The organism is Achromobacter ruhlandii (assembly GCF_002082135.1).
GTDB lineage: Bacteria > Pseudomonadota > Gammaproteobacteria > Burkholderiales > Burkholderiaceae_B > Achromobacter > Achromobacter ruhlandii.
The window spans coordinates 5,001,756-5,027,782 of sequence record NZ_CP017433.1 but is presented as its reverse complement, the minus strand read 5'-3'; the positions used below and the strand labels follow the sequence as shown (position 1 = coordinate 5,027,782).

Below are 26,027 nucleotides of genomic sequence, written 5' to 3'. Positions count from 1 at the left end.
CGCGCTACTCCAACGGCAACGTCAACACCCCCTGCGGCGCCGGCCGCATCATCACGCGCCGGTACCACGCCGACAACGCCGGGGTGTCCGGCCGCTCGATCGGCAGCGCCAGCCAGCGGTGCGCCGAGCACACCAGGGCGATGTCGCCCATGGTGAGGTGGCGGCCGGCGATGAACTCGCGGCCTTGCAGCGCCTGGTCCAGAATCTGGGCGCGGGCATTGCTGCGCTTGACCGACAGGTCGATGGCGGCGTGGTCGCGCTTTTCTTCCGGCGTGCGGATCAGGCCCAGGAAGGCCGGGCCCATGGCGCCCTGCCATTCGGTGGTCTGCCAGTCCATCCAGCGGTCGGCGTCGGCGCGCAGGCAGACGTCCTCGGGCCAGAGGGTGCCGGCGCCGTAGCGGGCGGCCAGGTAGCGCACGATGGCGTTCGATTCCCACAGCACGAAACCGCCGTCGTCGATGGCGGGCACGGTGCGGTTGGGGTTGATTTTGGCGTACTCGGGCGTGTCGACCACACCGAACGGGCCGCCGGCCTCGATGAAGGTGTGCGGCAGCGCCAGTTCGCGCACGGCCAGCATCACTTTCTGCACATTGACGGATGTCAGCCGTCCCCAGATCTTCAACATAACCGGTCCTTGTAAGGGTCAGACGGGCGGCAACTGCCGCCGCGCAAAGCCGCTGTCGCGCCCGAAGCGCGTCCAGTTGAAAGCGGGCCCCGGGTCGGTCTTGCGGCCCGGCTCGATGTGTTCGTGGCCCCAGGCGGCCGCTAGGGGGTAGCGTGCGCGCAGCACCGGCGTCAGCCGGCGCAGGGCCAGGTACTGTTCGTCAGTGTAGGGCAGCGTGTCGGTGCCTTCCAGCTCGATGCCAATGGAGAAATCGTTGCAGCGCTCGCGGCCGGCGAAGCGCGAGACGCCGGCATGCCAGGCGCGCGCATCGGTGGAGACGAACTGCACGATGCGGCCGTCGCGGCGGATGAAGAAATGCGCCGATACCCGCAGGCCGCGCAGGCGTTCCAGCCAGGGGTGCGAGCCGTAGTCCAGCGTGTTCAGGAACAGGCCGGCGACCTCGGGGCCGCCGAATTGGCCGGGCGGCAGGCTGATGTTGTGCAGCACCAGCAGCGACACCTGGGCGTCCTGGGGACGCGCGTCGCAGTTGGGGGAGGGCAGCCGGGAAACGCCCGGGGCCGGCGCCAGCCAGCCATGTCGATCCAGAAGCAGGGGCATGGGAGGAAAGCAGGTTGGTATCCAACGTGCATTATGCCGTGCGTGTGAAAAGGGGGCGAATGAGGGCGGGGCCCACCGGGGGGCGGTGCTGTCGTTGCGTCCTGTGATGGGCGAGCCTCTCCTGGCTGGCTGGCGGGCTAGCGGGCTGGCGGAATGGCGGAATGGCGGAATGGCGGAATGGCGGGATGGCGGGATGGCGGGATGGCGGGAGGGCGGGAGGGCGGGCCCGCGGATCCGGGCCGGCCCGTCGTTCAGACCCGCCTTTTATTTCGCCGCCGGTCCCAGCCGGGCGTGTTCCTGGCTGCACCAGGTCTGGCCGCCCTGCAGCAGGGCCTCGGAACGCGGCAGGTGGATGCCGCAGTGGGCGCAGCGGACCATGGCCTCCGGCGCGCCGGTGGCGGGCGGGTTGGGCATGGCGCGCGGCTTGGCGCTGGCGGGGGAATCCTGGCGGGCGGCGGCCATGCGGCCGGCGATGCGCGCCACAAAGAGCACGCCGATGATGATGACGATCCAGAACAGCAGTTTGCCCACGTCAGCCTCGATGCAGAATGACTTCCAGCACGAACCGGCTGCCGGTGTAGGCCAGGATCAGGAAACCGAACCCCGTCAGGGTCCAGCGCAGGGCGACGCGGCCGCGCCAGCCCCAGATGTGGCGCCCGGCCAGCAGCACGCCGAAGGTGAACCAGGACAGCAGGGTGAAGACGGTCTTGTGGTCGAACGGCAGGATCTGGCCGGTGAGCTTCATGGAGGCGATGGAGCCCGAGCCGACGGCCAGGGTCAGCACCACGAAGCCGATCCAGATGATGCGGAACAGCAGTTGTTCCTGCACCAGCAGCGGCGGCTGCGAGTCCAGCACGCGGCCGATGATGCTGCGTTCGGCGGGGGCGTCCAGGGGGCGGTGCAGGTGGCGGTCGAGCAGCGCCATCAGCATGGCGTGCAGGGCGGCGATGGTGATCAGCCCGTAGGCGCCCAGCGCGATCAGCAAATGCACGCGCAGCCAGGCGTTGTCGGCGTGGGGCACGAATTGTCCCTGGGGGAACAGGGCGGCCAGGCCGCTGGCCAGGGTGGCGGCCGGCAGCAGCAGCAATTGCAGGCCGTCGATGCGCACCAGCAGGCTTTCGAGCCAGAAGACGACCATGCCCAGCCAGATGGCGGCCGACAGGGCCAGCGCCCACCCGATGAACAGGTGCGGGGCCCCCAGCATGGATTGTTGCAGCCCGATTCCATGGAGAACCAGGGCTCCCAGCAGGCACAGACGGGCGACTTTGCCCGTTTGCTCGACTTCCCCGGCGCCCGCCAGGCGGATCCAGAGGGACCCTCCCAGCACGGCGTACGCCAAGGCGGCCGCTGTGTGAAATACAATGCCTAGTGACATAGAAACCGTTGTCTGGATGGGGCCTGGGGGCGCATGCCGCCCGACAGCGCAGAATCCGCGCCTGCGGCCACCGTTCAATCAACTAGTTTAAGCGGAAACGCCTCTCATGCTCGATAACCTAACTCAACGCCTGTCGCGCGTCGTCAAGACACTGCGCGGCGAAGCCCGCCTGACCGAGGCCAACACCCAGGAAATGCTGCGCGAAGTGCGCATGGCCCTGCTGGAAGCCGACGTGGCGCTGCCCGTGGTGCGCGATTTCGTCGCCCGGGTCAAGGAAAAGGCGCTGGGCGAAGAAGTCGCCAGCAGCCTCAGCCCCGGCCAGGCCCTGGTGGGCGTGGTCCACAAGGAACTGACCGCCCTCATGGGCGGCGACCTGGGCGCCGATTCCGGCGAACTGTCGCTGGCCGTGCAGCCGCCCGCCGTCATCCTGATGGCCGGCCTGCAGGGCGCGGGCAAGACCACCACCACCGGCAAGCTGGCCCGCTGGCTGAGCGAAGGCCAGCACACCCAGCACGGCCGCAAGACCGGCAAGAAGAAGGTGCTGGTGGTGTCCGCCGACGTCTACCGCCCGGCCGCCATCGACCAGTTGAAGAGCGTGGCGGCGCAGGTCGGCGTCGATTTCCTGCCGTCCGATCCCAGCCAGAAGCCCGAGGACATCGCCCGCAACGCGGTCGACCACGCCCGCCGTCACCACTACGACGTGCTGATCCTGGACACGGCCGGCCGCCTGGGCATCGACGAGGCCATGATGCGCGAGATCCGCGCGTTGCATGACCTGGTCAAGCCGGTCGAAACGCTGTTCGTGGTCGACGCCATGCAGGGCCAGGACGCGGTCAACACCGCCCGCGCCTTCGCCGAGGCGCTGCCGCTGACCGGCGTGGTGCTGACCAAGCTGGACGGCGACGCCCGCGGCGGCGCGGCGCTGTCGGTGCGCCACGTCACCGGCAAGCCGCTCAAGTTCGTCGGCGTCTCGGAAAAGCTGGACGGCCTGGAGCCGTTCTACCCCGAGCGCATGGCGCAGCGCGTGCTGGGCATGGGCGACATCGTCTCGCTGGTCGAGCAGGCCCAGAAGAACATCGACATCGCCGAGGCCCAGAAGCTGGCGGCCAAGATCAAGTCGGGCAACAAGTTCGACCTGAACGATTTCCGCGACCAGCTCGGCCAGGTCAAGAAGCTGGGCGACATGGGCTCGCTGCTGGAAAAGCTGCCGGCCCAGTTCCAGCAGGCCGCCGGCCAGCTGCAGGGCGGCCAGGCCGAAAAGCAGCTGCGCCGCACCGAGGGCATCCTCAATTCCATGACGGCTGCCGAGCGCGCCAAGCCGGAACTCATCAAAGCCTCGCGCAAGCGCCGCATCGCGGCGGGTTCGGGCGTGCCGGTGCAGGAAGTCAACCGCCTGCTGGCCCAGTTCGAGCAGATGCAGGGCATGATGAAGCAGATGAAGAAGGGCGGCATGGCCAAGATGATGCGCGCCATGGGCGGCATGAAGGGCATGGGCCGCTTCATGAAGGGCTGACCGGCACGCCGGCGCCCGGCGGCGGGGCCGGTCCCTCGGGGCTGCCGCTGACTGCCGGCGCTTGCCCGCGGGGATTTCCACCAAAAAAATGGCCAGGCGTTGCGCCTGGCCAAATCATCGCGGCAGGCAGGGGGTTCTGCGCCGCGACACGGGCCCGCGAGGGCCCATTCTGTTTCGTGGCTTACGACAGGGGCGGGATGCGCAGCACCTGGCCCGGGTAGATCTTGTCGGGGCTGGTCAGCATCGGCTTGTTGGCCTCGAAGATCAGGGTGTTCTTGGCGCCCTGGCCCTTGCCGTATTGCGCCTCGGCGATCTTCCACAGGTTGTCGCCCTTCTGCACCGTGTACATCTTGGCCTCGGGCGCGGCCTGCTTGACCTTCAACTGGTTGTCCACCGCGGCCACGCCAACGGTGTTGCCCAGCGCCAGCGCGATCTTCTCGGCGGCCTCGGTGTTGGCGGCCTCGCCCGTCACGGTGACCTTGTCGCCGTCGACCGAGATCTGCAGGCCATCGGCATTCAGGCCGTGCTTGTCGAGTTCCTTCTTCAGCTCATCCGGCGTGGCCGCCTTGGCTTCGCTAGCGCCGAAGAGTTTTTCTCCAACGTCCTTGATGAAATTGAGCAGACCCATCGTGTTTCCTTTGTCTATGTTGCGGTGAGAGAAAGAGCGATGCGTGTCAGGGCGCGCGGTCCCTGGACTTCTGCGCACGATGCCGGCGTTGCCGTGGTCCCGCGGGCGGGGCGGCGGCGTTCAAGCCTGTTTGCCGGGCCGGGCCCGGACGCGCCAGCATCAACGATTATGACTCGCCACGTCGTCGCCTGAGGGGGGTAATCGTGTAACAGGTTGCTAGCCATCCGTCAGGATGATGAAAAAAAGGGCTGCATTGCTGCAGCCCTTTTGCAGGGGGCGATCGCCGCTTGCCGGCCGCGCCGCGGCTCAGCCGCCGCCCACCGCCACCACGATCTCGACCTGGTCGCCGTCGGTCAGCGCGGTCTGCGCGTGCTGGCTCTTGGGCACGATCTCGCCGTTGCGTTCCACCGCCACGCGCTTGCCGGCATAGCCCAGCGTTTCGAGCAGTTCGTTCACCGTGGTGTCCAGCGGAAATTCACGGGCGTCGCCGTTCAGGGTGATGTGCATGGGTCGGTCTCCTCAGCGTTTGGCGTAGGCGTCGGTGGCGGCGATCAGGCGCGCCAGCGTGCCGGGTTCGTCGAAGGCGTGGCCCGCGTCGGGCACGATATGGAATTCGGCCTCGGGCCAGGCGCGGTGCAGGTCCCAGGCGGTGCGCGCGGGGGTGCAGGCGTCGTAGCGGCCCTGCACGATGGTGCCGGGGATGCCGCGCAGCTTGTGGGCGTCGCGGATCAACTGGCCTTCTTCCATGAAGCCGGCGTTGACGAAGTAGTGGTTCTCGATGCGGGCGAAGGCCAGCGCGGCGCGGTCGGCGGCGTGGCTCTGCTGGTGGCGCGGGCTGGGCAGCAGCGTGATGGTGCTGTCTTCCCATTTGCTCCAGGCCTTGGCGGCGCGCAGTTGCTCGGCGGGGTCATTGCCCGTCAGGCGCTTGTGGTACGCCGCCACCAGGTCGCCGCGCTCGGCTTCGGGGATGGGGGCCAGGTACTCTTCCCAGCGATCGGGGAACAGCCACGACGCGCCTTCCTGGTAGAACCATTGCACTTCGGCGCGGCGCAGCGTGAAGATGCCACGCACCACCAGTTCGCTGACGTGCCGCGGATGCGTTTCGGCGTAGGCCAGCGCCAGCGTCGAACCCCACGAGCCGCCGAACACCAGCCATTGGTCGGCGCCCATGATTTCGGTGCGCAGGCGTTCGATGTCGGCCACCAGGTGCCAGGTGGTGTTGTTGTCCAGGCCGGCGTGCGGCGTCGAGCGGCCGCAGCCGCGCTGGTCGAACAGCAGCACGTTGTAGCGCTTGGGATCGAAGAGTTGTCGATGCACCGGCGAGCAGCCGCTGCCGGGGCCGCCGTGCAGGAACACGGCGGGCTTGCCCTGCGGGTTGCCGCAGAGTTCCCAGTAGACCTGGTGGCCGTCGCCGGTATCCAGGATGCCGTGGCGGTAGGGTTCGATCGCGGGGTAGAGCATCAGGCGACTCGCTTGAAGATCAGGTCCCAGACGCCATGGCCCAATCGCAGGCCGCGCGTCTCGAATTTGGTCAGGGGGCGGTAATCAGGGCGCGGCGCGTAGCCGTCCGTGGTGTTCTTCAGTTGCGGCTCGTTGCCCAGCACGTCGAGCATCTGCACCGCATAGTCTTCCCAGTCGGTGGCGCAATGGATATAGCCGCCCGGCGCGATGCGGCTGGCCAGCAGCGCGATGAACGGCGGCTGGATCAGGCGGCGCTTGTGGTGGCGCTTCTTGGGCCAGGGGTCGGGGAAGTAGATGTGCACGCCGGCCAGCGAGTCCGGCGCGATCATGTCGCGCACCACCTCGACCGCGTCGTGCTGGATGATGCGCAGGTTGGGGATGCTGGAATCCTCGATGCGGCGCAGCAGCGAGCCGACGCCGGCGTTGAACACTTCCACGCCCAGGAAGTTGTCGCCGGGACGGGCCAGCGCGATCTTCTCGGTGGTCTCGCCCATGCCGAAGCCGATTTCCAGCACCGTCGGCGCTTCGCGGCCGAAGGCGGCGGCGGGGTCCAGGCGCCTGGCGGCGTAGGGAATCGACCATTTGCCCAGCAGTTGCTCAAGCGCGGCCAACTGGCCCTGGGTGATGTGGCCGCGGCGGTGCACGAAGCTGCGGATGTGGGTGGCGCCCGGGCTGTTGGGGGCGTGCGCGGCGCTGGCCAGCGCGGCTTCGGTCTGGGGGGAAACCGGCGCGGGCGCGTCGGGGTTGCCGGGTGTTGCGGGGGTGTTCACGGGGGGAGTCGCAGAGCTGTTCGTTGTCATAGGCGGGATTGTAGTGGCAGCCCCGCCGGGCTGCAGTCCGCCTTTTGGTTTAAATGGGGACTTATCGCGGACGGTCAGCGGGGGCGGGTGCCCCGGGCCTGCGCGCTATAGTGCAGCCGCGGCGTCCGCCTGGCGCCGCGCGTCCATCATGAATATCGCCCGCATCGACCTCGTCACGCTCTCGCTTTTCGTCTCGGTGGCCCGCCAGGGCAGCATCTCGGCCGGCGCGCGCGCGTCGCACCTGGCGGTGGGGGCGGCCAGCAAGCGGATCTCCGACCTGGAGGCCGCGCTGGACACCCAGCTGCTTTACCGCAACGCGGCCGGCGTCGAGCTGACCGAGGCGGGCCAGGCCTGCCTGGTCCATGCCCTGCGGGTGCTGCAGGAGGTCGAGCAGATGGCGGGCACCCTGTCCGACTATGCCCTGGGCGTGCGCGGGCAGGTGCGTATCGCCGCCAATACCTCGTCGCTGACCCAGTTCCTGCCGGAAGACCTGGCGTCCTTCATGGAAGCGCATCCGGCCGTGCGCATCGACCTGGAAGAGCAGAACAGCAGCGACATCGTCACGGCCGTGCTGGAGAACCGCGCCGACATCGGCGTGTTCGCGGACCGCACCCCGGCGGCGGGCCTGGCCACCGTGCCGTACCGGCTCGACGAGCTGGTGCTGATTGTGCCGCAGCGTCATCCGCTGGCGCGCCAGGCCAGCGTGGCGTTCGCCGATACCCTGGCCTACGACTACGTCGGCCTGCCGCCCGCGACCTCGCTGGCCACCCGCCTGGCCGACGAGAGCGGCCGGCTGGGCCGCGACATGCGGCTGCGCATCCAGGTGCGCAGCTTCGACGCCATCTGCCGCATGGTGGCCGCCACGCGCGGAGTCGGCATCCTGCCGCGGCTGGCGGCCGAGCCGCATGCGCGCTCCATGCCGATCCGCCTGATTGCCCTGTCCGACGACTGGGCGCGTCGCTGGCTGCTGTTGGGCGTGCGCGATGCCGATGCGCTGCCGGTGGCGGCGCGGCTGCTGCTGGCGCATCTGCGCGGCGCGCAGGACTCGGGCACGGCCTAGAGGCCTGCTCGCACGCAAAAAAGCGCTTCGTGGCGGCCGGCAATCGGTTGGCCTGTCCGGGTTGGCCTGTCCGGCCGGGGCGCGGCCGCCGCGCCGGGCTTTCTCGATCCGGGAATGCCCCCTTCCCGAATCGTCCATTCCGCCGCCCCGGGCGATGACGCACACTGCGGGCCATCATCGGTTGGATGCGCCCGGGAGGCGACATGGCAGGGCAGATACTCGCCGGCATACGCGTGCTGGAACTCGGACAACTCATCGCGGGGCCGTTCGCCGCCAAGACGCTGGCGGACTTTGGCGCGCAGGTCGTCAAGATCGAACCGCCGGGGCAGGGCGATCCGCTGCGCAAGTGGCGCCTGCTGCACGAGGGCACCTCGGTGTGGTGGGAGGCGCAGTCGCGCAACAAGCAGTCCGTGTGCGTGGACCTGCGCCAGCCCGAAGGCCAGGACATCGTGCGCCAGCTGGCAGCCGAGGCCGACGTGCTGATCGAGAATTTCCGCCCCGGCACGCTGGAGAAGTGGGGCCTGTCGTGGGAGACCCTGCACGCGCTGAACCCGCGCCTGATCATGCTGCGCATTTCCGGCTATGGGCAGACCGGGCCGAAGGCGCGCGAGCCGGGCTTTGCCGCGATTGGCGAAGCCATGGCCGGCCTGCGCTACCTGAATGGCGAGCCCGGCCGCGCGCCGGTGCGCGCCGGCCTGTCGCTGGGCGACACCATCGCCGGCCTGCATGGCGCGCTGGGCGTGCTGCTGGCGCTGTACCAGCGCGATGCCCGTGGCGGCCAGGGGCAGGTCATCGACGCGGCGCTGTACGAGAGCCTGTTCAACCTCAGCGAAAGCCTGCTGCCGGAGTATTCGGTGTTTGGCGCGGTGCGCGAACCGGCCGGCGCATCGCTGCCCGGCATCGCGCCGTCCAACGCCTATCCGTGCCGCGACGGCTACGTGCTGATCGCGGGCAATGGCGACGCCATCTACACCCGGCTGATGGCGCGCATCGGCCGCGACGACCTGGGCCGCGATCCCGAGCTGGCGCACAACGACGGCCGCGCCCGCCGCGTGGCCGAGATCGACCAGGCCATCGGCGCCTGGACCGCCGAACGCAGCATCGACGAGGTGTTGCAGGCCATGCGCGAAGCCGACGTGCCGTCGGGCCGCATCTATTCGGTGGCTGATATTGCCCACGATCCGCACTATCAGGCGCGCGGCGCCATCACCCGCCTGGAGGCCGCCAGCGGCATCGCGGTGGACATGCCGGCGGTGTTTCCGTGCCTGTCGGCCAACCCGGGCGCGGTGCGCGAGCGCGCGCCGACGCTGGGCGAGCACACCGACGCGGTGCTGGCGGCAGCGGGCCTGAGCCCGGAACAGCGCGAGGCGCTGCGGGCGCGCGGCGTGATCGCATGAACCGCGCCATTCCCCTTAATCCGGCAGCGAGGATGCGCTCATGAACACCGGTTCCCCCGTCCTGGAAATCAACGAGGTCGGCCCGCGCGACGGCTTGCAGATCGAGGCGCGCATGGTGCCGACCGAAGACAAGATCGCCTTCGTCGATGCATTGTCCGATTGCGGCTTTGCCCGCATCGAGGTCACCAGCTTCACCTCGCCCAAGGCCATTCCGGCCCTGGCGGACGCGGGCGCCGTGATGCAGGGCATCCGCCGCCGGCCCGGCGTGATCTATACGGCGCTGGTGCCGAATATCCGCGGCCTGGAGCGGGCGCTGGAAGCCGGCGTCGACGAGATGAACCTGGTCATGTCTTGCAGCGAGACGCATAACCGCGCCAACCTGCGCATGACCCGCCAGCAATCGTTCGACGAACTCAGCCAGGTGCTGGCCGCCGCCGCGCGCGCCGGCGCGCCCTGCAATGTGTCGCTGTCGACCGCCTTCGGCTGTCCGTTCGACGGCGACGTGCAGGCGGAACAGGTCTTGGACCTGGCCGCCCGCCTGGTCGATGCCGGCGCCGGTGGCATCACGCTGTGCGACACCACCGGCATGGCCTATCCCAATCAGTTGGGCGAACTGTGCGCCGCCGCGGCGCGGCGCCTGCCGGGCGTGGCGCTTACCGTCCACCTGCACAATACGCGCGGCATGGCGCTGGCCAACGCCGTCACCGCCTGGCAGGCCGGCATCACCCGCTTCGACGCCGCCGCCGGCGGCCTGGGCGGCTGCCCGTACGCGCCCGGCGCCAGCGGCAACGTCAACACCGAAGAACTGGTCCACATGTTCGAGTGCATGGGTGTGCGGACGGGCGTGTCGCTCGAATCGCTGCTTGCCATCCTGCGCGGACTGCCGGGGCTGGTCGGCCGCGAGCTGCCCATGGCGTTGTTGCGCGCCGGACCGCGCCTGGCCGCGCATCCGCCTCCCGCGTGGCTGGCGGAGCGGTTCGGGCCGGCCGGCGACGCCGCCTAGGTTTTGCTTCACACCACGCGCCCGGCCCTCGGGCGCTTCATACAAAAACAGCAAGGAGACAACCGCATGACCGCTTTCCGTTTCGTTCCCGTTCTACGCGCCTGCGCCATCGCGCTGGGCGTGGCCGCCGCTGGCGCCGCCCACGCCCAGGCGGATTTTCCCAACCGTCCCGTCACGCTGATCGTGTCGGCCGCGCCCGGCGGCACCACCGACATCGCCGCGCGGCTCATCGCCCAGCCCCTGGGCGCCGCCCTCGGCCAGAGCGTGGTTGTCGAGAACAAGCCCGGCGCCTCCGGCGGCATCGCCGCGCAGGCGGTGGCCCGCGCCAAGCCCGACGGCTACACGCTGTTGCTGCAATATTCGGGCTTCCAGGTCATCACCCCGCACGTCACGCCGACCTCCGGCTGGGATCCGATCAAGGATTTCGCGCCGGTGGCCAATGTGCTGTCCGCGCCCCAGGTCGTGGTGGTGCGGCCGGACCTGCCGATCAAGTCGCTGAAAGACCTGGTCGCGTACGCCAAGGCCAACCCGGGCAAGCTCAACTACGCCTCGTCCGGCAATGGTTCATTGCAGCAGGTCGCCACCGAACTGCTCAACCAGATGGCGGGCACGCAGATCACCCACATTCCCTACAAGGGCACCGGCCCGGCGCTGAACGACTTGCTGGGCGGCGCCGTCGACATGACCATCACCACGCCGCCGCCGCTGCTCGGCCAGATCGCCGCCGGTAAGCTGCGCGCGCTGGCCGTCACCGGCAACACGCGCCTGGCGTCGCTGCCGGACGTGCCCACCGCCGCCGAGGCCGGCTATCCCGACCTGATCGTCTCGTCCTGGTTCGCCATGTACGCGCCCAGGGACACGCCCGCGCCGGTGGTGGACAAGATCGCCGCTGAAATCCAGAAGATCATGCAGACCGACGCCTTCCGCCAGAAGGCGGCCGAGCAGGGCGCCGAGGCCGAATTCATGGGGCCGAAGGCGCTGGGCGACTACACCCAGGCCGAGCTGGACCGCTGGGGCAAGGTGGTGAAGGCGGCGGGGATCACGGCGAACTGATGGCGCTGGCCTGGGGCGGAAAAACCCAGGCTATAATTCCTGCCTCTGCTCCGGTCTTGTGCCGGGGCACGACACCCGAGCGGGTGTAGTTCAATGGTAGAACGGCAGCTTCCCAAGCTTCATACGAGGGTTCGATTCCCTTCACCCGCTCCAATTCTCCAGTTCCTTGTCTGACTCGCAATGGGCCGTGTGCCATGCTCGCATGGGCCGCCGCGCCAGCCGGTGTGCGCGGCGTGATATCCGCGTCAATCGCGCATCATGCGGCAAGGCGGAAGGCCTCTGCCATTCGGTCCTGTTCCCATGCGGATAGGCCCAGTCCTTGGGCCAGGGTTCGCCATTGGCCGACAACGTCCCGGAAATCGTTGATGATCTCGTCCGCTTCATGAAGGGGCAGGCGGAAGTAGCTGGCAATCTGTCGAGTCAATTCCAGGTCCAGGGCATTATCCGCATCGGTAATGTTCAGCTTGAGACCGTCGGCGTAAGGGACGGGGTTCATGTCGTACGCCGGGGAGAGTTTCCAGCCCAGGCCCGGCACCAGGATGAAGCCATGGTTGCGAAGGTGATCGTCAGTGTTGGATACGAGGATGTTGAAGACGATTCGCGACCATAGTTCTCGCAGATCTTGATTGGGTTGCGCGCCCTGGTTCATGAGCGCCTCCGCCAGTTCCAGGTAACTGGCCCCCGTCGAGGCGTCGTCGCCATCGCTGTGGCCAGTCAGGGTCATCGCAGAGGCGAAATGCAGGCGATGGCTTGCCTCGGTGCGATCGAAGCGGCGCACAATGAAGCAGTGATGATCGCTGGCAAACTTCCGGGCTTGAGCCGCCGCGACATTGAGGCCGCAACCGCTGGCCAAGGCGTTGACCACCATTTCCCATCCGCCGACGTCATGGGTATCTCGTGTGCTCGGAAACTTGGCGATGTACAGACGACCCGCGTCGTCCACGACGCTCGCCTTGGGCCTGGCGCCGCCGAGTGAGCCACCTGGCGCGATGAGCATGCGCAGCCAGTCCTGTCCCCGGACCGCGACGTTGTCGGGGTCTCGCTCAAGCGCACGGCTGGCCTGCTCCAGCGCGCGGATTTCTGTAAACGGCGGGGCCGCAAGGTTGATGCGATTGTCGAGGAAATCTCCAGTGTCCTCGAGTCGGTACCGCAGCGCGCCCACGCGGTACACATCATGCACGCCAAGCAGGTAATCCGACTCGTATAGACGGGCCCCCGCCGGCACCAGACCTTGGCGTTTGTCACGCTCGAATCTTCGATCCATCAAAAGGCGTCCCCAACGGTCGGGGCTGGAATCTTTGAAGACCCCGAATTGGTCTCTTGGCGCGACGGGGTACTGTGGTCCGCCGAAGGCTTGAATGCCCGGGTCCAATTGCAGCCCGTGGAAAAGCGGGGAGGTGAGCGCGGCTTCGTCATATTCGAATTCGAATCGCTCAGTCGCCCGGGTCTTGCGGCTGTGCAAGAAGCCGAGTCGTTGGGGGCCGGGCAGTCCATCCCAATCCGCATATACGGCGATCATGCTCATGACGGCGCATTCCCTTTACGTTTCGGTTTCCGAAGCAAAGAGGCCAGGCTGTCCGTACTCGCGATGTCGACGCTTTTCCCTGGTTTGCCTTCCACCGGCTTCCCCGCGCTTGCAGCCGCCGGCTTGCGGACCTTCGTCTTCGCGCTATTGGTCTGGGTTGAGGGGGCGTTGTCCGGCGCTCGGGCGTTCGGTGACGGGCGGCCGACCGTCTCCGGGGCGGTCCTGTGTTGGCGATGCACAGAAGCATTCCTGATCAAGCGAGCGTCCTGAAGTTGTCGGCCGAGTTCGTCGGCGCCCGCAAGCTTGGCGAGATCGTCGGCCAGCCCCAGGACTTGCATGACGGACAGGTAAGCCCCGATGGTGACTCCCGACCCGCCGGCCTCCAGGGAACGCAGGGTCATGGGAGACATCCCCGCTCGCTCGGCGACTTGTTTGGCGGACAGCTTGCGGCGCAGGCGCGCAAGCTTGAGCCGCCCACCAAATTCGACGAGGAGCTTGCTGGTTCCTGGCAGGAGAGGGGCGGTCTTTTTCGCCATGGCTAATATTTTAGCTATTTAAGGTATTGGATGCCAAAATATTAGCATTTATGAGGTGTTTTCAAGGAGTCAGGGAGCTGCTGACGGCTTTTCCAGCAATATGGGGCTGAAAATATTTCATTCTTTTTGGAAAAGAATGGCCAAAATAATTACATCCAAAGTGCCAGCGTGATTCAAGTACCCTATAGCCCATCATCCGCGCCAGAATGACAAGTAATGCAAGAAGATCTTTTCGGCGACGCGCTGCCCGTCCCTCCGGCCGAGGCCCCGCGGCAGGCAACGCCTCCTGACATCCCCGAGCTTTCCGCCCTCCGGGGCATGGCCAAAGTGCTTCCCGCGCCCGCGGGGCAGGAATGGCGCGCGCTCGCCCAACAGCTGCCCGCCCAATTGCGCTTTGGCGTCTCCACCTGGTCGTATCCCGGCTGGGAAGGGCTGGTCTGGGACGGCGAATACGATTCGAGCACGCTGTCCAGGCACGGCCTGGGCGCCTACCACCAGCATCCGCTTTTGCGCACGGTCTGCGTGGACCGCACGTTCTGGCAGCCGTTGACGGCGAGCCAGTACGCCGCTTATGCGGGGCAGGTCGATGAGGAGTTCCGTTTCGTCGTCAAATGCCCCGCCAGCGTTACCGATGCCCAGGTGCGTGGCGAAGCAGGCAGGACGCGGCAGGCCAACCCGCTTTTCCTCGATCCGTCGGTGGCTGTCCAGGAATTCGTGCGTCCGGCGCTCGAAGGCCTGGGGGCCAAGCTCGGCGTGCTGGTGTTCCAGCTGAGTCCGTTGCCTCTGGGCATGCTGAGCCGTTCGGCATCGCTGTTCGAGAAACTGGGGCGCATGCTGGCCGCCGTGCGGGAGGCATTGTCCGCGCATGATGCCGTGATCGTCGCCGTGGAAGTGCGCGACCCGGAACTGCTGGGTCAGGCGCTGGTCGATACGCTCAAGGCGCATGGGGCCACGTTCTGCCTGGGGCTGCATGGCAAGATGCCGCCGATCGACGCGCAACTGCCGATGCTGCGCGCGCTGTGGCCGGGGCCGCTGGTCTGCCGTTGGAACCTGAACCGCGTGTTCGGCGCATACGGTTATGCCGACGCGCAGAAGAAGCATGATCCGTTCAATGCCCTGCTCAGCGAGGATCTTCCCACGCGCACGGCGCTGGCGCGCACGATCCGCGGCATTACGGGCGCGGGGCAGCCGGCCTACGTGACGGTCAGCAATGACGCCGAGGGCTGCGCGCCGCTGTCCATCCAGAAACTGGCCCAGGCCATCGCCGGGTAGATCGGGCCTGTCCGGCTCGCCCCGCCCCGCCCGGCATCGAGCGTGCCGGGCGCCCCTGCCGGGCGCGGTAAAATCCGCTCCCCATGCGCTACGCCGATTTCCACCAACGTCTCGCCGCCCTAGGCGCCCAGCCTGCCCATCGCGGGCGGGTCATGCGCGCCTGGCTGACCGGTCAGTCGTTCGACAGCGACACGTGGCGGCGGCGCTTCGACAACTATCTGCCGCTGGCGCTGCGCGAGGCGCTGCCCGCCCTGGCGGCGGAACTGGACGGCCTGGCCCGCGTCCGTTCCGAACACGCAGGCCACGATGGCTCGCGGCTGCTGGTCGACCTGGCCGACGGCCAGATGGTGGAAAGCGTGCTGCTGCCGCGAGACGGGCTGTGCGTGTCCACCCAGGTCGGCTGCGCGGTCGGCTGCCGGTTCTGCATGACCGGCAAGAGCGGCCTGATCCGCCAGGTGGCCAGCATGGAGATCCTGGCGCAGGTGGTGCTGGCGCGGCGGCTGCGCGCGGTGAAGAAAGTGGTCTTCATGGGCATGGGCGAACCGGCGCACAACCTGGACAACGTGCTGGAAGCCATCAACCTGCTGGGCACCGAAGGCAATATCGGCCACAAGAACCTGGTGTTCTCCACCGTGGGCGATCCGCGCGTGTTCGACGCGCTGCCGCGACAGGCCGTCAAGCCAGCCCTGGCGCTGTCGCTGCATACGACCCGCGCCGAGCTGCGCGAGCACCTGCTGCCGCGCGCGCCGAAGATCGCGCCGCGGGACCTGGTGGAAATGGGCGAGCGCTACGCCCGCGATACCGGCTACCCGATCCAGTATCAGTGGACGCTGCTCAAGGGCGTCAATGACGGCGACGACGAACTCGACGCCATCCCGCGCCTGCTCAAGGGCAAGTTCGGCGTGCTCAACGTGATCCCGTTCAACAGCATGGAAGGCGACGACTACCAGCGGCCCGAGGCCGAACGCATCCGCGAGATCGTGCGCACGCTGCATCGCCGTGGCGTGCTGACCAAGATCAGGAACAGCGCCGGGCAGGATGTGGACGGCGGCTGCGGCCAACTGCGTGCCCGCGCGGCGGGGGCGGAGCAGGTGGTGGAACTGCGCCGCAACCGCGCCGCCACGCGGCAAGCCGCGTAGACGCGGCCTTGCCCGGGACGCGGCGGCGCGTCGTGACGGCCGGTCAGGCGTCGGCGGGATTGATCAGCGACGTCAGCACGTGGTCCGCCCAGCTTCCGTCGATTTTCAGATAGGCCCGGGCCGTGCCTTCGCGCTCGAACCCCAGGCTGCTCAGCAGGCGCGCGCTGCGCGTGTTCTCGGGGCGGTGGTTCGCCATGATGCGGTGCAGCCCGTGCTCGGCAAACATGAAATGGGTCGCCGCGAGGAGGCATTCCCGCATCAGGCCCCGGCCTTCGCGGTCTTGCGCGACAGAGAAGCCCAGATGGCAGGCCTGGAAGGCGCCCCGCACGATATTGGTGAAGTTGCAGGTGCCGACCAGGCTGTCGTCGGTCCTGTCGAACAGCAGCAGGTGCACCGCCTGCCCGGCGGCGGCACTGGCTTCCATCGCGGCCAGCCGTTCTTCGGTCGACGCGGCGGTGTAGAACGCGTCGGACCGGGCGGGCTCCCAGGGCCGCAGGTGGGCCCGGTTGGCAAGGTGGTACGCCAGCAGGGCCGGGGCATGCTGGCGAGTCGCTTGCCGCAGCGACAGGCGGGGCGTGAGCAGGGGACCGGCCGGGGCCGTCGGGGTGGGGATCATGGGGCGCGGGATGAGCGGGAATGGAAGGCGAGAAGATACCGCGGACAGGTGAACCGTGGAAACAGTGAACGGCGGAAACGCGTGGCGTTGACCGCCCGGGTCGACTGGCGGGCTATGCGGGCATGTCGGCCGGGTGATCAGCAGGCTCGCGGTTGAGCTTCGCGTGCCGGTACAGGCCCTCCCGATCCAGGATCGTCATGCCGCCATAATGCGTGCGCAGCACCCCCGCCCGCGCCAGCTTCGTCAGCGCGGCGTTGCAACGCTGGCGCGACACGCCGCACAGGCCGGCGATCTCTTCCTGCGAGATCTTGAGGCGGCCGTTGGTGCCGGAATGCTGCTCGGCGTTCAGTTGCGCGGCGACGGCGCGGGCCACCGTGGTGTCCACGTCCAGCAGCACGTTGCCGGTATAGCAGGCCATCAGCCAATTGACGCGCTGCGCCAGGTGGGTCATCAGCGCCTTGGTGAACGCGATATTGTTGTTCCACAGGCGCTCGCAGGTGTCGCGCGGCAGGATCACGACCTGGCTCGGGCGCAGCGCCACCACCTCGTATTCGAACGGCTCGCGGCGGATCATGGTGGCCTCGCCGAACCAGCTGCCGGTGCTGAAACCGGCCAGCGACAGCGACCGGCCGTCCGAGCCGCGCGACGACCATTTCACCAGGCCGTCCACCACGCCATACCAGCCCAGCGATTTCGAACCCTCGCGGAACAGGCGTTCGCCCGCCTGCAATGACACCACCCGCAGCTCGGCCCGGACCACGTCGCGTTCCAGGCGCGGCAGGCCGTTGTACCAGGGCACGACGGCCAGCATCCGGTCCACCGGGTCTTGCTTGGCTCGCCGCTTCGGGCTGGCAGGTTCATGGCCGGTTCCGGCTGCCGGTGCGCGCATGGTTGTCCCCGTTCCGCCGTGGTGAGGGCGCCCAGGTAAACCCTAGGGCGCTTTGTCAACATGATGACTGTTCGCTGGCGGGGCCAGTCCGAGAATATTCGGGGCCCCAGAGCCAAAAAACCATAAGAGGAGACAGGTATGTTGTCAATGCCACGCAGGTTTTCGCGCGCTGTCCTGGCCGGCGCCATCGCCGGCGCGCTGCTGCACGCGGGCGCGGCCCGGGCGCAGATTTCCGACGACGTGATCCGGATCGGCTTCATCACCGACATGTCGGGCGTCTATTCGGGGCCGGACGGCCCGGGCGGGGCCGAAGCCATCAAGATGGCCATCGAGGAGATGGGCGGCGAGATCAATGGCAAGAAGATCGAACTGCTGACGGCGGACCACCAGAACAAGGCGGATATTGCCTCGGCCAAGGCGCGCGAATGGTTCGACCAGCGCGGCCTGGACATGCTGATCGGCGGCACCAATTCGAGCACGGCGCTGGCCATGTCGAAGGTGGCCGCCGACAAGAAGAAGCCCATCATCGTGGTGGGCGCGGGCGCGCCGGCCCTGACCAACGAGCAGTGCACCCCATACACGCTGAACTATGCCTACGACACCGTGGCGCAGGCGCGCGGCACGGGCGCGGCGGTGGTGAAGGCGGGCGGCAAGAGCTGGTACATCCTGACGGCGGACTACGCCTTCGGCCATGCGCTGCAGGCCGATACCACCAAGGTGGTAGAGGCGGGCGGCGGCAAGGTGATAGGGTCGGTCAAGCATCCGCTGTCGACCAGCGATTTCTCGTCGTTCCTGTTGCAGGCGCAGGCCAGCAAGGCCGAGATCCTGGCGCTGGCCAATGCCGGCGCGGACGCCACCAATGCGATCAAGGCGGCCAACGAATTCGGCCTGACCAAGACGATGCGGCTGGCCGGCATGATCATGTTCATCAACGACATCCACGCCATGGGCCTGGAGACGGCCAAGGGCATGTACCTGACCGACAGTTGGTACTGGAACGCGTCGGACGAGACGCGGGCCTGGGCGCGGAAGTTCTACGAGCGCCGCAACGCCATGCCGTCGTCGCTGCAGGCGGCCGACTATTCGGCCGCCATCCAGTACCTGCGCGCGGTCAAGGCCACCGGCACGGACGACGCCGACAAGGTGCTGGCGTATCTGCGCGAGAACAAGCTCGACGACGTGTACATCAAGAACGGCGTGGTGCGTCCGGATGGCCGCGTGGTGCACGACATGTATCTGCTGCAGGTCAAGACGCCCGAGGAATCGAAGGCGCCCTGGGACTACTTCAAGGTGGTCCAGACCATCGATGGCAACGAGGCCTTCACCACCAAGGCCGAGACCCGCTGCGCCCTTTGGAAATAAGAGAATCGCCATGGCAAAACGCAAAGTGATCGTGACCATTGCTCCCACCGGGGGCATGGCGTTCAAGAGCCAGAACCCGCATCTGCCGACCCAGCCGGCCGAGATCGCCGAGGACGTCTACCGCTGCTACAACGCCGGGGCCAGCGTGGTCGCGCTGCACGCGCGCCGCCCCGACGACCAAGCCACCTGCGACGCGGCCATCTACCGCGACATGAACCAGCGCATCCGCGAGCGCTGCGACATCGTGCTGAACAATTCCACGGGAGGCGGCGTGCACGGCGACATGGTCAGGGAAACCACGCCGGGCACCTGGGAGATCCTGTGGGAAGAGCGGCTCAAGGGCATGGACGCCGGCGCCGAGATGTGCACGCTGGACGCCACCACGCTCAATCTGGCCTTCGGCGACCGCGAATACCTGATGAACACGCCCTTGTCCCGCGCCCGTGAACTAGCGGCCGGCATGAAGGCGCGCGGCATCAAGCCGGAGTGGGAGGTGTTCAGCCCGACCCATATCCTGCAGGACGCGACCACGTTGATCAACGAAGGGCTGGATGAGGAGCCGCATTTCATCAACCTGGTGATGAATGTGCACCGCAATTTCCAGAACGCGATGCCGTTCTCGCCGCGCCATTTGCAGATGATGGTGGACCTGCTGCCCAGGAACAGCATCTTCTGCGTCAGCGGCATCGGGCCGTCGCAGCTCGAAGCCAACATCAGCGCGCTGCTGCTGGGCGGGCATGCGCGGGTGGGGCTGGAGGACAACCTGTATTACCGCCATGGCGAGCTGGCGACCAACGTGCAACTGACCGAGCGCATCGTGCGCATCATCCGCGAACTGGACATGGAGCCCGCGACGCCCGCCGAGGCGCGCGAGATCATGGGCCTGCCGCTGCGGGGCGGCGTGCGGCCGGCATTCGCGTTGTGAGACCCATGCGGCATTTTTCAAAGGACGAAGCCTGATGATCGAATCGTTGCAAGGCAAGCGGGTCCTGGTTACCGCGGGCGCCGGGGGAATCGGGCTGGCGATCGCGCGCAAGTTCCTGGCGTCGGGGGCGCAGGTGCATATCTGTGATGTGGCGGCAGAGGCGGTGCAGGCCGCCGTGCGGGCGCATCCGGGCCTGAGCGGCAGCGTCACGGATGTATCCGATGAGGCCCAGGTGCTGGCCATGTTCACGGACCTGGCCGCGCGCTGGGGCCGGCTCGATGCGCTGGTGAACAACGCTGGCGTGTCGGGCCCCACCAGCCGGCTGGAGGAGACGGACCTGGCGGCGTGGCGCGCCACGCTCGACGTCAACCTGACCGGCGCGTTCCTGTGCGCGCGCAGCGCGGTGCCGCTGCTGCGCGAGGCGGGCGGCGGGGCGATCATCAATATCTCGTCGGTCGCGGGGAGGCTGGGTTTTTCGCTGCGCAGTCCCTACAGCGCCAGCAAGTTCGGGCTGGCCGGACTGACGCAGACCTGGGCGATGGAGCTGGGGCCGTCGAACATCCGCGTCAATTCCGTGCTGCCGGGCGTGGTGGCGGGCGAGCGGGTCGAGCGCATCATCGCCGCGCGCGCGGCGGCGGGCGGCGTCGGCAACGACGTCTTGCGCGCGCAACTGGTGGAAAAGGTGTCGCTGCGCAGGATGACGCAGCCCGAGGATATCGCCAATCAGGTCGCGTTTCTGTGCTCGGACGAGGGGGCGATGATCAGCGGCCAGAGCATCTCGGTGTGCGGCAACGTCGAATACCTGGGGTGACAGGGCATGGCGGGCGCGGCGCCCGCCATGGCCGCGTGTTTCAGGCTTCCCGCGGGGTCGCCGGCGTCCAGGATCGCGACCTGCCATGATATCGAAGCGGACCGTACTGGCCGCCTGATCCGCGACATGGCCGCGCGGGTCGAGCGCCGCGACGGCACGTGGCGCCACTGCCCGCCCGCGTTTCACGCTTCTTCACAAATCCCACACAAAAGGCGGCGGAACGGCCGCGGGCTTGTTTTCTATCATCCCGAGGCGCGCGTCCGCTGCGGCCCGCACGATCCGCCCTCGGGCCATCCGCCCGTTTCCGTCCTCCCTCTCCGCCCGCCCTCGCCGCGCGCCGCCGGCCCGAAGGCTACTGATGCTCAGATTTCTCATTCGTATTGTTGTCGTGGTGCTGATCAGCCTCGGGCTGGCCTATCTGTTCGTGGACAAGGGGCTGGGGGCGCTGCTCAAGCCCATGGTGGAAGAGGTTGCCTTCCAATCGCTGCGCGGCCAGTTCCACGAGTTGCATGAGCGGCTGGATGCGGTGCCGCCGGCGCGGCGCGAAAGCGTGCTGCGCGACCAGGTGCAGCCGCATTACGGCATCGCGATGCGCTTGCTGCAAGCGCATCAGGTCCGCCTGACCGAGGACGAGCGCGAGCAATCGCAGACCCTGGGCGTCGTGATGCGCGACGATTTCGACACCTACCTGTTGCCGTTGCCGGGCGAGCCCGCGCAGTGGCTGGAGTTGCGCCTGCCCAACGTGTTCGACGCCGTGGTCGCCCTGTCCGTATGGCTCTGCCTGGGGATCATGATGGCGATCGGCCTGCTGGCGCTGTGGGCGCTGCCGATGTGGCGCGACATGGACGCGCTGCGCAATGCCGCGCTGCGCATGGGGCACGGGGAACTTAGCATGCGCGTGCGGCTGTCACGCATCGCCGGGATCCGTCACGTCGGCGAGAGTTTCAACCATATGGCCGAGCGCATCGCCGCTTTGATCGAGAATCAGCGCAGCCTGACCAACGCCGTCTCGCATGAGCTGCGCACGCCGCTGGCGCGGCTGTCGTTCGAGGTGGACCAGCTCGGGCGCGGCGGCCTGCCGCCCGCGCATCAGCCGGTCTTGCGCGACATGCGCGCGGACATTTCGGAGCTGGAGAGCATGGTGGCGGAGCTGCTGGTGTATGCGCGGCTGGAACGGCCCACCGAAGAGGCCGTGCGGCTGGAAACCGTGGACACGCGCGACTGGCTGGGGGAGGCCCTGGCGCAGGTGGCGCACCAGGCCCAGGCGCGTAACGTGCGCTGCGTCGTGGCGGAGGGCCATCCGCCCCACGTGTGCCTGCATCCGCGCTATATGAGCCGGGCCTTGCTGAACCTGGTGCAGAACGCGGTGCGCTATGCGCGCGGCCGCGTCGAAGTCGCGCTGACGCATACGTCGGCGGGGCACTTCGAGCTGATCGTGGACGACGACGGCCCGGGCATTCCGGTGGCCGATCGCGAACGGATTTTCGAACCCTTCATCCGGCTGGACGAAAGCCGCGATCGCGGCACGGGCGGCGCCGGGCTGGGGCTGGCGATCGCGCAGCGCGTCGCGGCCGGACACCGTGGCGCCATCAGTGTCACGGACAGCCCCATGGGCGGGGCGCGCTTCGTGTTGCGCTGGGCGGTGCCCGCGTCGACGGCGGCATAGCATTCAGCTGGCCGCCAGGCATACGGGTCAACCCGCAGGCGCGGGCGGTCGCGCCCGGCCTGGTGCGGGCCAGATTGCATTTTGTGGCACACGGGGCGCAAAAATGGTGTTTGATACAGGGGTTTGATTTCCCCTCATAACGAGAACACCATGAGACATTTCCTGCCCGCCCTGGGCGCAGCCCTCGTTTTGTCCCTCGGCGCCCATGCCGCCTCGGCCCAGCAGGCGCCCGCCGCCGCCAAGCCGCCGCACGATCCCTTCTTCTGGCTGGGCGAGATCAACAAGGCCACGGCCGTGATCAACACCGAGCAGGGACTGCTCGACAAGGCCATGGCGCCGCGCCTGGCGGCGGGCGTGGCCAAGGTGATCAATGACGGCAACCAGCCCGGCGCCAAGCGGCCGGCCAGCGTCATCACCTTCGAGCCGCTGCTGATCAAGGCCGCGGGCGAGGACGTGACGCTGCTGCATGCCGGCCGTTCCAGCCAGGACATGCACGCCACCTACCGCAGCGCCATCCTGCGCGACAAGCTGCTGGAACTGGCGGACCAGCTCAATGCCACGTCGACGACGCTGGTGGAGCTGGCCGCCAAGCACAGCGCCACCATTGTGCCCAACTACACCAACGGCGTGGCGGCCCAGCCGAACAGCTATGGCCACTACCTGCTGGGACAGGCCGCCGGCCTGGCGCGCGACGCCCAACGCATCCGCGAAGCCTACGCGCGCATCGACCGCTCGCCCATGGGCACCACCGTGCTCAACGGCACCAGCTGGCCGCTGGACCGCAAGCGCATGGCGCAGTACCTGGGCTTCACCGCGCTGGTGGACAACGCCTATGACGCCTCGCAGATCTCGTCGATGGACCAGCCGGTGGAAGTGGCGTCGATCGTCACCAGCATCGCGCTGCGCACCGGCAACTTCGTCGAGGACGTGATGACGCAGTATGCGCAGTCGCGGCCCTGGATCCTGCTGGAAGAGGGCGGCGGCAACACCTATGTGTCCAGCGCCATGCCGCAAAAGCGCAATCCGGGCCTGCTCAACGACACCCGCAGCGACGCGTCGACGGCGGTGACGCTGGCCATGGGGCCGGTGATCCAGACGCACAACATCACGCCAGGCATGAGCGATCCCAAGGACGTCAAGCAGAACTCGGCCATGGTCGACGCCGGCATCTCCGCGCTCAAGCGCTGGGATCGCGTGCTCAAGGCCATGGTGATCAGCCCGGACCGCGCGCTGGAGGAACTGAACAGCGACTGGACCGCTTCGCAGGAACTGGCCGACGTGCTGATGCGCAAGTACAAGCTGCCGTTCCGCGACGGCCACCACTTCGCCTCCGAGGTGGTGAGCTACGCCAAGGCCAACAACATCAAGCCGCTGGACTTCCCGTATGACCAGGCGCGCCGCATCTACGCCGAGGCGATGAAGGGTTCCAAGTACCCGAACGAACTGCCGATGAGCGAGGCCGAGTTCCGTTCGACGCTGGACCCGGTCGCCATCGTCAAGAACCGCGCCACCAGTGGCGGCCCGCAACCGGCGGAAATGGAGCGCATGATCAAGGAGGCGCGCGAGCAACTGGCCTCGCAGGACAAGTGGATCAAGGAACGCCGCGCCCACATCGCCGATTCGCTGGCCGCGCTGGACAAGGATTTTGACGCGCTGGTGGCCAGCGCGCCGAAGGACAAGGCCCAGTAGGCGGCCGCCCGGCCGCGCGATGCCGGGCGGCGCGCCGCGCCGGCCGGGGTCAGCGGCACGCCATCGAGTAGTCGCAGCGGATCTGGTCGGGCAGGTCGCGGCCCCGCGCGGGGTCGACCGCTCCGGCCGGCGCATCCCAGGCGATCAGTTGCGCCGCGTCGTTGTTGCCCACCGGCCGGGCGTAGATCCACAGCCGGTCTCCCGCCCACGAGAAGGCCAGCGCGCTGACGCTGTATTCCTTGGGCACGCGCAGGTTGGCCAGCAGCCGGCCCTGCGTCATGTCCAGGACAATCACCGTGCTGTCGGCGCCACTGACCGCCAACAGGCGGCCGTGGGCGCTGCGGGCCGCCGCCGAGGTGTAGTACACGGCGGGGGTTTCCAGGTCGAAGCGGGCCAGGCCCGTGCGCAGGTCGATGGCGCGCAGGCGCCGCCCATCGGGTGTTTCCGCCACGGCCAGGGCCCATTCCCCGCGCCGGCTGCCGAACAATAGCTTGGGGGTGGCGGTCGGGAAGCTGGCGACCACGCGGGCGCCACCGGGATCGATGCCGTAGCCGTCGCGGTCGGCGGCCCAGAACAGGCCGTCGCCGAACTGGATGGCGTCGCTCGGCACCCAGGGCAGGGCATGCTCCAGGGTGTCGACGGCGTCGCGGCGCAGCGCGCCGTTCCAGGACCGTTGGCTCCAGCGCCCTTGCGGCGTCACGGTGTACAGCTCGTCGCCGACGCGCAGCGCCACGCCGCCGGCGGCGGGCAGGGTCCAGTCGTCAATGTAGCGGTCCGGAAAGCGGGCGCTCAGCGGGTGGACGACCACGCCGCGCTGGCCGGGGCGCCATGCCAGCAGCGTGCGGGCGCCGTCCTCGCGCAGGCCCTGCGCCCAGACCTGGCCGTCGGCGGTGATCTTGAGCGCGCCCGCCAGGCCAAAGCCCGCGGCGGCCTCGCGGTCGACGGCGGTTACCGTGTTCTGGCCGGACCGCGGCGCGCCCTCGGCGGCGGGCGTGGTGCGCGGCACGAAGCGCTGCGTCGCCGCGCCGGAAGCGAGCAGGCTGCCGTCGGGCAGCGCCAGCAGGCGCCAGCTGTCGTTGTCGTAGCGCCGCAGGTCGGATTCGTCGGCGGGAAGGCGGATGCCGGACACGCTCGTCTGCGGCAGCGTGGCCGCCGCCACGGTGGGCGCGGCCGACGCGGTGGCGGTGGCGCGGCCGCGCGCGTACGCATCGAAGTAAGCCTGCATCACGCGGTCGGCATCGGCCTCGGGCAGGGCCTGCAGGCGTTGCGCCAAACCGTCAAGGTAACGGTCGAGCGCGGCGTCGGTGTGCTCGATGCGCTGCCTGTCGTACTCGAAATGCGGGTCGGGAAAACAGGTCACGCCGACCATGCAGCTTGTCATGCGGAAATGGCGTGTGACGGTGGTGTCGGCGCCGCCGTGCCAGACCAGCGTCAGCGCCTCGCGGCCGGTCACGCCGGAGAGATCCATGACGGTGCCGTAGTCGGCCTGCGTGCGGCGCGCTTTGCCGCGTTCGCGCTGGAAAGACCAGCGCGCCACCGGTTGCGAGAAGAACGGCAGCGACTTGATGTGTTCCTGGGCGTAGTCGGGCTGGCTCGCGATGGCCGCGCGGAACGCGTCGCGCTCCTGCGGGCTGACGGCGCCGGCCGCCAGGGCCTTGGCCAGGACCGGGTCCGCGGCCTGGCTGGCCTGCTGTTCCAGCGCCTGTTTCAGCGCGGGCAGATGGCGGGCGCCGATCTCGGCCCAGTAGAACTCCATGGCCGACAGCGGCCCGCTGTCGTCGCGGCCGTCGAAGCCGCCCAGGTCCTTGCCGGCAAGGCCTTGCTCGATGTCGGCCTTGACCTGCGCATAGGGTTGGGGAATCAGGTAGTAGCGGCCCGGCGTGTAGGGGGCGCCGGGCAGCGGTTGCATCAGGATCGGGGTGGCCGCGGCGCTGGCGGACAGCAGCAGGGCTGAGACGGCCAGGATGCGCTTGAATCGGCGTGGGGCGCCGGGGTGTGCCATGGACGGTTCCGTCGAGAAAGGAAGGGGCTGCGGCAGAGAATACCGCAGCCCGCGCCCGTCGGCGGCGGCTGCCTCGGATGCCC

At 68.3% G+C, this 26,027-nt stretch carries 25 protein-coding genes and 1 tRNA gene; 13 read left to right on the top strand and 13 right to left on the bottom strand.

The window, feature by feature from the left end:
- Positions 1–4: 4 nt before the first annotated feature.
- The 4 genes from AruCF_RS22760 to AruCF_RS22745 all read right to left on the bottom strand — a co-directional run bounded on the left by AruCF_RS22760 (position 5) and on the right by AruCF_RS22745 (position 2,597).
- The gene (locus AruCF_RS22760; protein ID WP_049076375.1) at positions 5–625 is read right to left on the bottom strand and encodes a glutathione S-transferase family protein; all 621 of its coding nucleotides are present in this window, start codon (positions 623–625) and stop codon (positions 5–7) included.
- Positions 626–643: 18 nt separating this feature from the next.
- Positions 644–1,222 (bottom strand): 1,6-anhydro-N-acetylmuramyl-L-alanine amidase AmpD, encoded by a 579-nt coding sequence (gene ampD, locus AruCF_RS22755; protein WP_083036889.1) that lies wholly within the window; start codon positions 1,220–1,222, stop codon positions 644–646.
- Positions 1,223–1,486: 264 nt separating this feature from the next.
- Positions 1,487–1,753: a PP0621 family protein gene (locus tag AruCF_RS29280; protein ID WP_049076373.1), complete on the bottom strand. Its 267-nt coding sequence runs from the start codon at positions 1,751–1,753 to the stop codon at positions 1,487–1,489.
- A 1-nt stretch (position 1,754) separates the two neighbouring features.
- On the bottom strand, positions 1,755–2,597 hold the full coding sequence (locus AruCF_RS22745; RefSeq protein WP_049076371.1) for a cytochrome C assembly family protein: 843 nt from the start codon (positions 2,595–2,597) through the stop codon (positions 1,755–1,757).
- Positions 2,598–2,703: 106 nt separating this feature from the next.
- Between AruCF_RS22745 and ffh the strand changes: the two genes are divergently transcribed.
- Complete coding sequence (gene ffh / locus AruCF_RS22740; RefSeq protein ID WP_049076369.1) at positions 2,704–4,110, top strand: signal recognition particle protein; 1,407 nt, start codon at positions 2,704–2,706, stop codon at positions 4,108–4,110.
- 181 nt (positions 4,111–4,291) lie between these two features.
- Here ffh and lysM read toward each other — a convergent pair whose 3' ends face one another.
- The 4 genes from lysM to trmB all read right to left on the bottom strand — a co-directional run bounded on the left by lysM (position 4,292) and on the right by trmB (position 6,969).
- Positions 4,292–4,738, bottom strand: a complete 447-nt coding sequence (gene lysM, locus AruCF_RS22735) for a peptidoglycan-binding protein LysM (protein ID WP_006385755.1) — start codon at positions 4,736–4,738, stop codon at positions 4,292–4,294.
- A gap of 306 nt (positions 4,739–5,044) precedes the next feature.
- Entirely contained in the window at positions 5,045–5,245 is a 201-nt protein-coding gene (thiS, locus tag AruCF_RS22730; protein WP_006391536.1) for a sulfur carrier protein ThiS, read from the bottom strand.
- A 12-nt stretch (positions 5,246–5,257) separates the two neighbouring features.
- Positions 5,258–6,199 (bottom strand): prolyl aminopeptidase, encoded by a 942-nt coding sequence (gene pip / locus AruCF_RS22725; protein ID WP_049076367.1) that lies wholly within the window; start codon positions 6,197–6,199, stop codon positions 5,258–5,260.
- A complete protein-coding gene (gene trmB, locus AruCF_RS22720) occupies positions 6,199–6,969 on the bottom strand; it encodes a tRNA (guanosine(46)-N7)-methyltransferase TrmB (protein ID WP_100504879.1) in 771 nt (256 codons plus the stop codon). Before trmB ends, pip begins: the two co-directional genes overlap by 1 nt.
- Positions 6,970–7,147: 178 nt before the next feature.
- On the opposite strand from trmB, the gene AruCF_RS22715 reads away from it, so the two are divergent.
- The 5 genes from AruCF_RS22715 (at position 7,148) to AruCF_RS22695 (ending at position 11,665) form a co-directional block, all read left to right on the top strand.
- The gene (locus tag AruCF_RS22715; RefSeq protein ID WP_049076363.1) at positions 7,148–8,059 is read left to right on the top strand and encodes a LysR family transcriptional regulator; all 912 of its coding nucleotides are present in this window, start codon (positions 7,148–7,150) and stop codon (positions 8,057–8,059) included.
- A 203-nt stretch (positions 8,060–8,262) separates the two neighbouring features.
- Positions 8,263–9,456 carry a CaiB/BaiF CoA transferase family protein gene (locus AruCF_RS22710; RefSeq protein ID WP_049076361.1) on the top strand — a complete coding sequence of 398 codons (1,194 nt, stop codon included), beginning with the start codon at positions 8,263–8,265 and terminating at the stop codon, positions 9,454–9,456.
- 40 nt (positions 9,457–9,496) lie between these two features.
- Positions 9,497–10,459, top strand: coding sequence for a hydroxymethylglutaryl-CoA lyase (locus AruCF_RS22705; protein ID WP_083036888.1), 963 nt, complete (start codon positions 9,497–9,499; stop codon positions 10,457–10,459).
- Positions 10,460–10,525: 66 nt separating this feature from the next.
- Positions 10,526–11,512 carry a Bug family tripartite tricarboxylate transporter substrate binding protein gene (locus AruCF_RS22700; RefSeq protein WP_049076356.1) on the top strand — a complete coding sequence of 329 codons (987 nt, stop codon included), beginning with the start codon at positions 10,526–10,528 and terminating at the stop codon, positions 11,510–11,512.
- 79 nt (positions 11,513–11,591) lie between these two features.
- Positions 11,592–11,665 (top strand) — tRNA-Gly (locus AruCF_RS22695).
- Between the two features lie 103 nt (positions 11,666–11,768).
- Here the strand turns inward: AruCF_RS22695 and AruCF_RS22690 are convergent.
- Both AruCF_RS22690 and AruCF_RS30010 read right to left on the bottom strand, forming a co-directional pair.
- Positions 11,769–13,037, bottom strand: a complete 1,269-nt coding sequence (locus tag AruCF_RS22690; RefSeq protein WP_049076354.1) for a type II toxin-antitoxin system HipA family toxin — start codon at positions 13,035–13,037, stop codon at positions 11,769–11,771.
- Complete coding sequence (locus tag AruCF_RS30010; protein ID WP_080977496.1) at positions 13,034–13,573, bottom strand: helix-turn-helix domain-containing protein; 540 nt, start codon at positions 13,571–13,573, stop codon at positions 13,034–13,036. Before AruCF_RS30010 ends, AruCF_RS22690 begins: the two co-directional genes overlap by 4 nt.
- A gap of 216 nt (positions 13,574–13,789) precedes the next feature.
- On the opposite strand from AruCF_RS30010, the gene AruCF_RS22680 reads away from it, so the two are divergent.
- Together AruCF_RS22680 and AruCF_RS22675 are read left to right on the top strand one after the other, a co-directional pair.
- Positions 13,790–14,845: a DUF72 domain-containing protein gene (locus tag AruCF_RS22680; RefSeq protein ID WP_049076351.1), complete on the top strand. Its 1,056-nt coding sequence runs from the start codon at positions 13,790–13,792 to the stop codon at positions 14,843–14,845.
- Positions 14,846–14,928: 83 nt separating this feature from the next.
- Entirely contained in the window at positions 14,929–15,984 is a 1,056-nt protein-coding gene (locus AruCF_RS22675) for an RNA methyltransferase (RefSeq protein ID WP_049076349.1), read from the top strand.
- Between the two features lie 43 nt (positions 15,985–16,027).
- On the opposite strand, the gene AruCF_RS22670 is transcribed toward AruCF_RS22675, so the two are convergent.
- Positions 16,028–16,600, bottom strand: coding sequence for a GNAT family N-acetyltransferase (locus tag AruCF_RS22670; protein ID WP_049076347.1), 573 nt, complete (start codon positions 16,598–16,600; stop codon positions 16,028–16,030).
- A gap of 112 nt (positions 16,601–16,712) precedes the next feature.
- On the bottom strand, positions 16,713–17,489 hold the full coding sequence (locus tag AruCF_RS22665; protein WP_231891503.1) for a Crp/Fnr family transcriptional regulator: 777 nt from the start codon (positions 17,487–17,489) through the stop codon (positions 16,713–16,715).
- A 138-nt stretch (positions 17,490–17,627) separates the two neighbouring features.
- Here AruCF_RS22665 and AruCF_RS22660 point away from each other — a divergent pair, with 138 nt between their 5' ends.
- The 5 genes from AruCF_RS22660 to AruCF_RS22640 all read left to right on the top strand — a co-directional run bounded on the left by AruCF_RS22660 (position 17,628) and on the right by AruCF_RS22640 (position 23,942).
- Positions 17,628–18,851: an ABC transporter substrate-binding protein gene (locus tag AruCF_RS22660; RefSeq protein ID WP_144419167.1), complete on the top strand. Its 1,224-nt coding sequence runs from the start codon at positions 17,628–17,630 to the stop codon at positions 18,849–18,851.
- Between the two features lie 10 nt (positions 18,852–18,861).
- Complete coding sequence (locus AruCF_RS22655; protein WP_049076344.1) at positions 18,862–19,776, top strand: beta-keto acid cleavage family enzyme; 915 nt, start codon at positions 18,862–18,864, stop codon at positions 19,774–19,776.
- Between the two features lie 34 nt (positions 19,777–19,810).
- On the top strand, positions 19,811–20,587 hold the full coding sequence (locus AruCF_RS22650) for an SDR family oxidoreductase (RefSeq protein ID WP_049076342.1): 777 nt from the start codon (positions 19,811–19,813) through the stop codon (positions 20,585–20,587).
- A gap of 358 nt (positions 20,588–20,945) precedes the next feature.
- Positions 20,946–22,253, top strand: coding sequence for an ATP-binding protein (locus tag AruCF_RS22645; protein WP_049076339.1), 1,308 nt, complete (start codon positions 20,946–20,948; stop codon positions 22,251–22,253).
- A gap of 150 nt (positions 22,254–22,403) precedes the next feature.
- The gene (locus AruCF_RS22640; protein WP_049076337.1) at positions 22,404–23,942 is read left to right on the top strand and encodes an argininosuccinate lyase; all 1,539 of its coding nucleotides are present in this window, start codon (positions 22,404–22,406) and stop codon (positions 23,940–23,942) included.
- A gap of 49 nt (positions 23,943–23,991) precedes the next feature.
- On the opposite strand, the gene AruCF_RS22635 is transcribed toward AruCF_RS22640, so the two are convergent.
- On the bottom strand, positions 23,992–25,944 hold the full coding sequence (locus AruCF_RS22635) for a WD40 repeat domain-containing protein (RefSeq protein ID WP_049076335.1): 1,953 nt from the start codon (positions 25,942–25,944) through the stop codon (positions 23,992–23,994).
- Between the last annotated feature and the right edge of the window lie 83 nt (positions 25,945–26,027).